The 10,012-nt window shown below is 60.0% G+C and carries 11 protein-coding genes; 6 read left to right on the top strand and 5 right to left on the bottom strand.

Going from position 1 to position 10,012, the window contains the following annotated elements; translation table 11 throughout:
• Nucleotides 1–202: 202 nt before the first annotated feature.
• Together rhtA and QRN61_RS05355 are read left to right on the top strand one after the other, a co-directional pair.
• Nucleotides 203–1,090, top strand: a complete 888-nt coding sequence (gene rhtA / locus QRN61_RS05360; RefSeq protein WP_096795011.1) for a threonine/homoserine exporter RhtA — start codon at nt 203–205, stop codon at nt 1,088–1,090.
• A gap of 169 nt (nt 1,091–1,259) precedes the next feature.
• Complete coding sequence (locus QRN61_RS05355; RefSeq protein ID WP_096795010.1) at nt 1,260–1,541, top strand: hypothetical protein; 282 nt, start codon at nt 1,260–1,262, stop codon at nt 1,539–1,541.
• Between the two features lies 1 nt (nt 1,542).
• On the opposite strand, the gene QRN61_RS05350 is transcribed toward QRN61_RS05355, so the two are convergent.
• On the bottom strand, nt 1,543–2,121 hold the full coding sequence (locus tag QRN61_RS05350; protein ID WP_027613371.1) for a TetR/AcrR family transcriptional regulator: 579 nt from the start codon (nt 2,119–2,121) through the stop codon (nt 1,543–1,545).
• 92 nt (nt 2,122–2,213) lie between these two features.
• Here QRN61_RS05350 and QRN61_RS05345 point away from each other — a divergent pair, with 92 nt between their 5' ends.
• Together QRN61_RS05345 and QRN61_RS05340 are read left to right on the top strand one after the other, a co-directional pair.
• Nucleotides 2,214–2,942: an SDR family oxidoreductase gene (locus QRN61_RS05345; RefSeq protein ID WP_285373380.1), complete on the top strand. Its 729-nt coding sequence runs from the start codon at nt 2,214–2,216 to the stop codon at nt 2,940–2,942.
• A 40-nt stretch (nt 2,943–2,982) separates the two neighbouring features.
• The gene (locus QRN61_RS05340) at nt 2,983–3,579 is read left to right on the top strand and encodes a 2-hydroxychromene-2-carboxylate isomerase (RefSeq protein WP_285373379.1); all 597 of its coding nucleotides are present in this window, start codon (nt 2,983–2,985) and stop codon (nt 3,577–3,579) included.
• 49 nt (nt 3,580–3,628) lie between these two features.
• On the opposite strand, the gene QRN61_RS05335 is transcribed toward QRN61_RS05340, so the two are convergent.
• The 4 genes from QRN61_RS05335 to QRN61_RS05320 form a co-directional block, all read right to left on the bottom strand.
• The gene (locus QRN61_RS05335) at nt 3,629–5,437 is read right to left on the bottom strand and encodes an aminopeptidase P family protein (RefSeq protein ID WP_285373378.1); all 1,809 of its coding nucleotides are present in this window, start codon (nt 5,435–5,437) and stop codon (nt 3,629–3,631) included.
• A 56-nt stretch (nt 5,438–5,493) separates the two neighbouring features.
• Complete coding sequence (locus QRN61_RS05330; RefSeq protein ID WP_134786972.1) at nt 5,494–6,660, bottom strand: aminotransferase class V-fold PLP-dependent enzyme; 1,167 nt, start codon at nt 6,658–6,660, stop codon at nt 5,494–5,496.
• Between the two features lie 205 nt (nt 6,661–6,865).
• A complete protein-coding gene (locus QRN61_RS05325) occupies nt 6,866–7,480 on the bottom strand; it encodes a LysE family translocator (RefSeq protein ID WP_003226640.1) in 615 nt (204 codons plus the stop codon).
• Between the two features lie 99 nt (nt 7,481–7,579).
• The gene (locus tag QRN61_RS05320) at nt 7,580–7,837 is read right to left on the bottom strand and encodes a hypothetical protein (RefSeq protein ID WP_041069780.1); all 258 of its coding nucleotides are present in this window, start codon (nt 7,835–7,837) and stop codon (nt 7,580–7,582) included.
• 392 nt (nt 7,838–8,229) lie between these two features.
• Here QRN61_RS05320 and msuE point away from each other — a divergent pair, with 392 nt between their 5' ends.
• Both msuE and ssuD read left to right on the top strand, forming a co-directional pair.
• Nucleotides 8,230–8,793: an FMN reductase gene (gene msuE / locus QRN61_RS05315; protein ID WP_097088230.1), complete on the top strand. Its 564-nt coding sequence runs from the start codon at nt 8,230–8,232 to the stop codon at nt 8,791–8,793.
• A gap of 10 nt (nt 8,794–8,803) precedes the next feature.
• Nucleotides 8,804–9,949, top strand: coding sequence for an FMNH2-dependent alkanesulfonate monooxygenase (gene ssuD / locus QRN61_RS05310; protein WP_285373377.1), 1,146 nt, complete (start codon nt 8,804–8,806; stop codon nt 9,947–9,949).
• Nucleotides 9,950–10,012: the final 63 nt, after the last annotated feature.

Here is a 10,012-nt window from a genome sequence, read left to right as displayed (position 1 = left end):
CTCAAGGAGTTTTCCGTTTCGACTGCGCCGGAAGTGGGGCGAATTATAGACTTCCTGAATCTGCCGTCAACCGTTAATTTCAGTTTTCTATCAATGCACCGAAAAAGCCTGCTTATATATAGATGCAACGTCAGCGAATGCGCAGTATATTGCCCAACACTTAAAACAACACCCTGCTCTCACCTTCGGATGATGCCTCGCAATGACTGACCAACCTCGCTCTCTGGCCTCAATGCTGTTCCCGGTTGGCCTGTTATTAATCGCCATGGCTTCCATCCAGTCCGGCGCCTCTCTGGCCAAGAGCATGTTCCCGGTGGTTGGCGCCCAAGGGACGACCACCCTGCGCCTGGTCTTCGCCAGCGTGATCATGCTGTTACTGCTGCGTCCGTGGCGTGCCAGGCTGACCGCTCAATCCTTGCGCACGGTGATCGTTTACGGAATGGCGCTGGGCGGAATGAACTTCCTCTTCTATATGTCACTGCGCACCGTGCCACTGGGGATCGCAGTCGCACTCGAATTCACTGGCCCGCTGGCCGTCGCCATTTATGCCTCGCGCCGCGCAATCGACTTTCTCTGGATTGCCCTGGCAGCGGTCGGCCTGCTGCTGTTGATCCCCACCGGAGCGACATCCACGGGAATTGATCTGGTTGGTGCCGGTTATGCCTTGGGCGCCGGCGTGTGCTGGGCGCTGTACATCCTGTTCGGCCAAAAGGCTGGCGCCGACAACGGCGTGACGACCGCGGCGCTGGGCGTGATGATTGCCGCACTGTTTGTCGCCCCGATCGGCATCGTGCATGCCGGCGCGGCATTGCTCACCCCGTCGCTGATCCCGGTGGCCATCGGCGTCGCCATCCTCTCGACTGCTTTGCCCTACACGCTGGAGATGGTCGCCCTCACCCGCATACCAGCCCGCACCTTTGGGACGTTGATGAGCATCGAACCGGCCTTTGGCGCGTTGTCCGGGCTGCTATTCCTGCAGGAGTACCTCACGCTGTCACAATGGATGGCGATTCTGTGCATTATTCTGGCTTCCGTCGGGGCAACCATGACCATGGGCAGTAGCGCCAAACCCGTTGTAGCGGCAGATTGAAACAGGATTTGACGAAGGTCTGGCAATTGGCGTTCATTTAGGCCATGTTTAGGCCCCTTAACTCAGTGCCAGGCATGGATTTTTTCGGACAGGGATATCGAACCGCTTAAAGCGCAGGCGAATACAGGCAGACCCGAGCGCCAGACTCGTGGCTACCATAAGGACGGTAATGAAACGAATTTTGATACTGATCGCTGTATTGGCAGTAGCGGGGTGCGCAGCCACCGCCAAGACCCAAGTGAAGCACGGTAAAAAAGGGCTGCACATCAACTGTTCCGGGCTGTCGTCCTCTTGGGACAAGTGCTACACCAGCGCCGCCAATGCCTGCGCCCCAAAGGGCTACAAAGTCATCGCCAAATCAGGGGACGCCGTGGAAGAACCCGGCGACTACCCGTTCGGTCTTAATCCGGCCGGTTATACCAGCCGCAGCATGATCGTCATCTGCAAATGAATCATGCTGGCTGCTCGCCTTGTCGAGCAGCCAGCTGACGCCCGATTTCCTCATGACTGGATTTCAAAACCGTCCGTTGAATCTCCGGCGTCACCAGCATCCGCGCCACTACCAACGCTCCGACGCATTGCGACAGAATCGCCCACGCCAGGCTGTCGCTTTCCAGAATCTGCGCCCAACTGGCGTGCAACCGACAAATCCACAACTCTGCCTGCTCGCGAACCTGATCATCTGAACGGGCAATTTCCGCACCCAGTGTCGGCAAGGCGCAGCCCGATTCAGGCTGCTCCACGTGAGCCATGCTCAGGTACTGTTTCAGACAGCGTTCCAGCCGCTCACGATCCTGCGCCCCCTGCCCTCCCAGTCGCTCCAGGCTCTGACACAGTTCACGCTCGACGATCGCCGTGAACAGCTCGTTTTTCGACGAAAAGTGGCTATAAAACGCTGCGCCACTGAGGCCGATAGCCTTCATCAAACCATCGACACCGACTGTGGAAAAGCCCGAACGCTTGGCTGACAGCGCGCTGCTGTTCAGCAGCTTTTCTCGGGTTTCCAGCTTATGACCGGCGGAATACCGCATGTGCTTGCCCTCTTGATCGACCGCCTTGACGTTGTCCGGATCCTAGCATAACGTTCGTTCACTTAACGATCGTTTACTAAAGGGATCTACCCATGAATAACAAGAAGGTCGTGTTGGTGGTGGGTGCGGGCGATGCCACTGGCGGAGCGATTGCCAAGCGCTTTGCCAGAGAAGGTTTTATCGCTTGCGTCACCCGGCGCAGCGCCGACAAATTGCAGCCGCTGGTCGAGGCGATTCAGGCCGAGGGTGGCGAAGCACACGGTTTTGCCTGCGATGCGCGCAAGGAAGAAGACGTGATTGCGTTGATTGAAGAGATTGAAACCCACCTCGGCCCGATCGAGGCGTTTGTCTTCAACATCGGCGCCAACGTGCCTTGCAGCATTCTCGAAGAAACTGCGCGCAAGTATTTCAAGATCTGGGAAATGGCCTGTTTCTCCGGTTTCCTCAATGCCCGCGAAGTGGCCAAGCGCATGGTCACCCGCAACCGCGGCACCATCCTGTTCACTGGCGCCACCGCCGGGCTGCGCGGTGCTTCGGGATTTGCCGCGTTTGCCGGCGCCAAACACGGCATCCGTGCACTGGCGCAAAGCATGGCGCGCGAGTTGGGGCCGATGAACATCCACGTCGCGCACGTGGTGGTCGATGGCGCCATCGATACCGACTTCATCCGCAAAAGTTTCCCCGAGAAGTACGCGACCAAGGATCAGGACGGTATTCTCAATCCCGAGCACATCGCCGAAAACTATTGGTATCTGCACAGTCAGCCACGGGATGCCTGGACCTTCGAGCTGGATCTGCGCCCGTGGAACGAACGCTGGTAAGCCCCGCCTCCTCCATAACAATAATCAGAGAGCAGCGAAGATGACGAAAACCGTGGAGTTCTATTTCGACCTCGGCAGCCCTGCCACCTACCTGGCTTACACCCAATTACCGAAAATATGTGCCGCAACCCAAAGCGAGCTGATCTATATCCCGATGCTGCTGGGCGGCGTGTTCAAGGCGACTGGCAACGCATCGCCGGCAATGATTCCGGCGAAGGGCCGTTACATGTTTCAGGATCTGGATCGCTACGCAAAACGTTACGGTGTGCCGCTGAAATTCAATCCGCACTTCCCGATCAACACGCTGATGCTGATGCGCGCGATCACCGGCATCCAACTGCGCCAGCCGGAACGCTTTCACGCGTTTATCGATTGTCTGTTCAAGGCATTGTGGGTGGAGGGACGCCCGCTCGATGAGCCGGACACCGTTGCGGCGGTATTGAGCGAACACGGCTTCGATCCCAATGAAGTCCTGACCCTGACCAACGACGAGACGGTCAAAGCAGCCCTCAAGGACAACACCGAGACAGCCATTAAACGCGGTGTATTTGGCGCGCCGAGCATGTTTATCGGCAATCAGTTGTTCTTCGGCCAGGACCGCCTCGACTTCGTCGAAGAGGCCCTGCGTCAGGCTTAGAAAAACCTCAGAACCCGGACGCTGCCAACAGCGCCCGGGTTTCAGCCATTCAAATCGCCGCTGTGCGCGTGTTCAGCCACTCCAGCGCGGCCCCATCGAGCAACGGACTCAGACGCTCACGCACTTCAGTATGGTAAGCGTTGAACCACTGCTTCTCTTCCTGCGTCAGCAAGGATGGCTCCAGACAGCGCGTGTCGATCGGGCAGAGGGTCAAGGTTTCAAACTTGAGGAAATCACCGAACTCGCTGCTCCCCGCCTCGCGGTTCATCGCCAGGTTCTCGATGCGCACGCCCCAACGACCTGGACGATAGGTGCCCGGTTCGATCGAGGTGATCATCCCAGGTTGCATCGCCGTTTGCGGTGCTGGTGCTGCCTGATAGGCGATCACCTGCGGGCCTTCATGCACGTTGAGGAAATAGCCGACCCCATGACCGGTGCCGTGACCGTAATCCACGCTTTCAGCCCAAATCGGCGCACGCGCGATGGCATCGAGCAACGGCGACAGAATGCCTTTCGGGAAATGCGCCCGCGACAGGGCAATCACTCCTTTGAGCACACGCGTGCAGTCACGCTTCTGCTCAGCCGTCGGCGTACCGACCGGCACCATTCGAGTGATGTCGGTGGTGCCACCCAGGTACTGGCCGCCCGAGTCGATCAGCAGCAAGCCGTCACCCTCGATCACCGCGTGTTCTTCTTCGGTGGCGTGATAGTGCGGCATCGCGCCATTGGCGTTAAACGCGGCAATCGTGTTGAAGCTCAGCGACACGTAATCCGGACGGCGCTCACGGGCAGCGGTGAGTTTTTCGTCGATGGTCAGTTCGGTGATGCGTTCACGGCCCCAGGCCGATTCCAGCCAGGCGAAGAATTCGCACAACGCCGCGCCATCCTGTTCCATGGCCTTGCGAATGTGCTGTGCATCGGCCTCGCTCTTCTGCGATTTGGCGAGAGTGGTCGGGTTCAGGCCTTCAACCAGTTTCACCGCGCTGTCGAGGTTATCCAGCAGACCGCTGGTCACCCGCGCCGGATCCACCAGCAGACTCGCACCACCCGGTACGGCGCGCAAGGCGTCGGCGACCTCGCGGTAATCGCGCAGAGTCACGCCGTCCTGTTCCAGCACTGCACGCAGCTCGGCATCGACTTTGCTCAAGGCCACAAACAGCATGGCCTGCTGTTGATTGATCAACGCAAAAGAAACAAACACCGGGTTGAACGACACGTCGCCGCCACGCAGGTTGAACAGCCAGGCGATGTCATCGAGGGTGGTGATGAAATGCCAATCAGCGCCACGTTCCTGCAGGGTCTCACGCAGTTTGGCGAGCTTCTCGCCACGGCTGACCGTCGCTTGCGGTGGCAGATGTTGGTAGATCGGCGCGTTCGGCAGGCTCGGGCGATCCGCCCAGACTTCATTCAACAGGTCGATGTCAGTGCGCAGACGCGCGCCGCGGGCTTCGAGCTTGCTGCTCAGGGTGCGCGCTGAAGCCACGGCCATCACCGCACCGTCGACCGCGACTACGCCACCTTCCGGGGTCTGCTCGGCCAGCCAGTCCAGCGGGCTCGGCTGACCCGGTTGCAGCTTGACCAGCTCGATGCCGCTGCCCTTGAGTTCCTTGGTCGCCTGCTCCCAGTAACGACTGTCGGCCCAGACCCCGGCGAAATCAGCAGTCACGATCAAAGTGCCGACCGAACCATGAAAGCCCGACAGCCATTGCCGCCCTTGCCAGTAGCCCGGCAGGTATTCCGACAGATGCGGGTCGGCCGATGGCACCAGCAACGCATGAATGCCTTCACGGCGCATCAGTTCACGGGTGTGCGCCAGGCGCAGGGGAACCGTTCCTTCGGTCAAAGTCTGGGTACTCATCATGTCTCCTGCCAATCACTTCATCGTTATTGTTCGTAGCCGTGAAAACCGGCTGGTTAAAGCCCTGTCGCCCAGAATGCCGGGGCACTGGCGCAGGCGCCTTTGATCAGTGCTGCCGCCTGATCGACATCATCGGCGGTGGTGAAACGGCCGAGGCTCAGACGAATGGTGCGCCCGGCCAGCCGGGCGTCGTGCCCCAGCGCCAGCAGCACGTGAGAAGGCGTGTTGCTCGCCGAGTTACAGGCCGAGGTCGCGGAAAAGGCGATCGACTGGCTCAAGGCCGCACTGTTGAATTCACCTTCGCTGAAGGTCAGGCTCAACGTGTGCGCGATACGCTGGCTGGCGCTGCCGTTGAGACGTACGCCTGGCAGACTCAGCAACTGTTCGAGCAGCCGTTCACGCAGCGCCACGATGGACTTTTTCTCGGCATCGAATTCGGCAGCCGCCAAGGCGAATGCCGCGCCCATGCCGGCGATCTGATGCGTCGCCAGGGTCCCGGAGCGCAGCCCGCCTTCATGACCGCCGCCATGAATCTGCGCCTGCAAACGCTGCTGCGCGCGCGGGCCGACATACAACGCGCCGATGCCCTTGGGGCCGTAGAGCTTGTGCGCCGAAAACGACATCAAGTCCACTGGCCACTGCTGCAGATCAATCGCCACTTTGCCGGCGCCCTGCGCGGCATCGACATGGAACAACGCGCCACGGCCACGCACGACTTCACCGATGGCCGGGATGTCATTAAGGGTGCCGAGTTCGTTGTTGACCAGCATCAGCGACACCAGAAAGGTGTCGTCGCGCATGGCTTCGCTGACCGCCTGCGGGGTGATCAGGCCTTCGGCGTCCGGTACCAGATAGGTCACCGCGACGCCGGCATCCTGCAATTGCCGGGCGGTATCGAGAATGGCTTTGTGTTCGATCTGGCTGGTAATGATGTGGCCACCGGCAACGCCGCGTGCCTGGGCCACGCCCTTGAGGGCAAGGTTGTTGGATTCGGTGGCGCCGGAGGTCCAGACGATCTGCGCGGCCTCGGCGCCGACCAGTTCGGCGACTTGTCGACGGGCTTGCTCGACCGTTTGCCGGGCCTGCTGGCCGAAAGCATGGGAGCTGGACGCCGGGTTGCCGAAGTTACCGTGAAACCCCAGACAATCGATCATCACCTGGATGACCCGCTCGTCCACCGGGGTGGTGGCGGCGTAATCGAAATACAACGGACGTTTATTCATAAAAGACTCGCAGAGCGTGTTCCGGGATCAGGAGGCTCGTGTCTGCAAACGGCACAGCGCAGCCTTGTGAGCTGCGCCTGGGTTCGAGACCGTCATCAATACCTGATCGGATGCCGTTAAAGAAGAACAACTTCATTTAAAAGTGCGTAGGAACGCTCCTGAAGCCGAGCTTAACAGGCATCGGGCCGGCGGTTGAAGCAATGCGTCAGTGAAAGCTTTCGAGAAGTAACGGGTACAGCGAAATCACCAACAGCGCCGCCATGCCCCAGTTGAACACGCGCAACCAGCGCGGGTCCTTGAGCACGTTACGCAGCAGCGTGCCGCACGCTGCCCAGACGCCGACGCTGGGCAGGTTGATGATGGCGAACACCGCAGCGATCACCACCACGTTGGTGAAGTAACCCTGCATCGGCGTGTAAGTACTGATCGCGCCGATGGCCATGATCCAGGCCTTGGGATTGACCCACTGAAACGCGGCGGCACCCAGATAGCTGATCGGTTTGGCCTCGCCTTCCACGCCCTCACCCACCGGCCCCGAATGGGCGATTTTCCACGCCAGGTACAACAGATATGCAGCGCCGAGATAGCGCAGCACGGTGTAGAGAATCGGGTAAGTCTGGAATACCGCGCCCAGGCCGAAACCCACGGCGACCACCAATACGAAGAAGCCGCAGGTGATGCCGAGCATGTGAGGAATGGTGCGGTTGAAGCCGAAGTTCACGCCCGACGCCAGCAACATGGTGTTGTTCGGCCCCGGTGTAATCGAGGTGACAAGGGCAAACAGGGCAAAGCCCAACAGCAGATCAAGCGAGAGGGTCATGGGGCAATCCGTCAGGGTCATTCAGGTGTTGACCCTATCGCACGGCAGCGCGCAAACCCACGGACAGTTACGCGAAAATTCAAGCAGTACAGTTTGCGATTAGCTTGGACGACCGTGCAGCTGTATGGCTCGCCCGGCGCTCATTTCAGCTTTCTTGTCGAATTGCGATTCGCCCAGCAGTGCAGCTTTCTTCGCGTGATATTCGTCGAAAGACAAGCCGCTGCGGTTCAGCGCTTCCATTGCCAATTCGCGGGTTTCTTCGGCGGTGTACGGCCGTTGTTCGGGGGAAACGTGGGTCGCGCAACCGGCGAGTACGGAGACAGCGAGCAGCAGCGAAACAGTCAGTAAACGATTCATGGGGAGCGTCCTGGCGAGCGGTGGTAGTCGATGGACAAAGGCTACGCCCGCGCCTCTCCGGGCAAAAATCAACGCTCTCAATAGTGGCTATCAGGATTTCAGCTTCAACGCCCTCATATCTCTTAACGATCTATAAATATCGATTAACGTTCTTTTACGGAATAACCAGCAGCCGCTATAAATCCCTGCACACGGCGAACAACTGTTGCTCCAGCAACTGTTGCCCAGGCAACAGCAGATCAGCAAACCCGCCTGATATCTGCACAACCGACTCACGCCATAGCGCTAAGGCCCAAGTAAACCGGGCCTCTCAGGAATTGGTACAGCGCTTGCTCAAGCCTTGGCACTTACTCACTGCTCGCTGAGCAACTGTTGATAAAAAGGAACTGATCATGTCGCGTCCCCTGAAAGTCGTCGCCCTCTCCGGCGGCACCTGGCGTCCATCGCGCACCCTGGTGCTGACCCAAGCGCTGGTGGCCGAACTGGCCGGGTACTTGCCGGTCGAGAGTCATCTGATCGAACTCGGTGACATCGCCCGTCCACTGGGTGGTGCCCTGTCGCGTCACGAGCTGAGCGCCGAGGTCGAGGCCGAACTGCAAGCCATCGAACAGGCCGATCTGCTGATCGTCGCCGCGCCGGTGTATCGCGGTTCCTACCCGGGCCTGCTCAAGCATCTGTTCGACCTGATCGACCTCAACGCGCTGATCGACACCCCGGTGCTGCTTGCCGCCACCGGCGGCAGCGAGCGCCATGCGCTGGTGCTCGATCATCAGTTGCGGCCGCTGTTCAGTTTCTTCCAGGCGGTGACCCTGCCGATCGGGGTCTACGCTACCGAAGCCGATTTCGCCGACTACCAGATCACCAGCGAACCGCTGAAAGCGCGGATCCGTCTGGCCGCCGAACGCGCCGCGCCGCTGTTCGGCACACAAATCAAACCGTTGCTGAAAATCGCTTAAGGAGCTGTGCATGGATGTTTTCTGGTTCCTGCCGACCCACGGCGACGGCCATTACCTGGGCACCACCCAAGGCGCGCGCCCGGTCACCCTGAATTATCTGAAACAAGTGGCGCAAGCCGCCGACAGCCTCGGCTATCACGGCGTGCTGATTCCCACCGGGCGCTCCTGCGAAGACTCGTGGGTGATCGCCTCGGCGCTGGTGCCGTTGACCGAACGCCTGCGTTATCTGGTAGCGATCCGCCCGGGGATCATTTCGCCCACCGTTTCGGCGCGCATGGCGGCGACGCTTGATCGACTGTCCAACGGCCGTCTGCTGATCAACGTGGTGACCGGCGGCGACCCTGACGAAAACCGTGGCGACGGCAGCTTCCTCAGCCACAGCGAACGCTACGAAGTCACCGACGAATTCCTCAAGATCTGGCGCCGGGTGTTGCAAGGTGAATCGGTGGATTTCGAAGGCAAACACCTGAAAGTACAGAACGCCAAAGCCCTTTATCCGCCAGTGCAGAAACCGTATCCGCCGCTGTATTTCGGCGGCTCGTCCGACGCGGCGCATGACCTCGCTGCCGAGCAAGTCGACGTGTACCTGACCTGGGGCGAACCGCCCGCCGCCGTTGCCGAAAAACTCGCCGATGTACGTGAACGTGCCGCTCGCCATGGACGCAAGGTGAAGTTCGGTATTCGCTTGCACGTCATCGTTCGCGAGACCGCCGAAGAAGCGTGGAAGGCTGCGGACAAACTGATCGAGCACATCAGCGATGAGACCATCGAGGCGGCGCAGAAATCCTTCTCGCGCTTCGACTCTGAAGGCCAGCGGCGCATGGCGGCGTTGCACGACGGGCGTCGCGACAACCTGGAAATCTCCCCCAACCTGTGGGCCGGCGTCGGTCTGGTACGCGGCGGCGCCGGTACCGCGCTGGTGGGCGATCCGCAGCAAGTGGCCGCGCGGATCAAGGAGTACGCCGACCTCGGCATCGAGAGCTTCATCTTTTCCGGTTATCCGCATCTGGAAGAGGCCTACCGCTTTGCCGAACTGGTGTTCCCGTTGCTGCCCGAGCCGTATGCAAGCCTGGCTGGACGCGGCGTCACCAACCTCACCGGGCCGTTTGGCGAAATGATTGCCAACGATGTGTTGCCCACCCAAGCCAAGGCCTAAAACGCCCCCTGTAGGAGTGAGCCTGCTCGCGAAAGCGGTGTGTCTGCGACGGTGATGTCGACT

It is taken from the genome of Pseudomonas sp. lyk4-TYG-107, assembly GCF_030209055.1.
GTDB classification, from domain to species: domain Bacteria; phylum Pseudomonadota; class Gammaproteobacteria; order Pseudomonadales; family Pseudomonadaceae; genus Aquipseudomonas; species Aquipseudomonas putida_A.
Note: the sequence above shows the minus strand (reverse complement) of the source record. Positions and strands in the feature narration are given on the sequence as shown.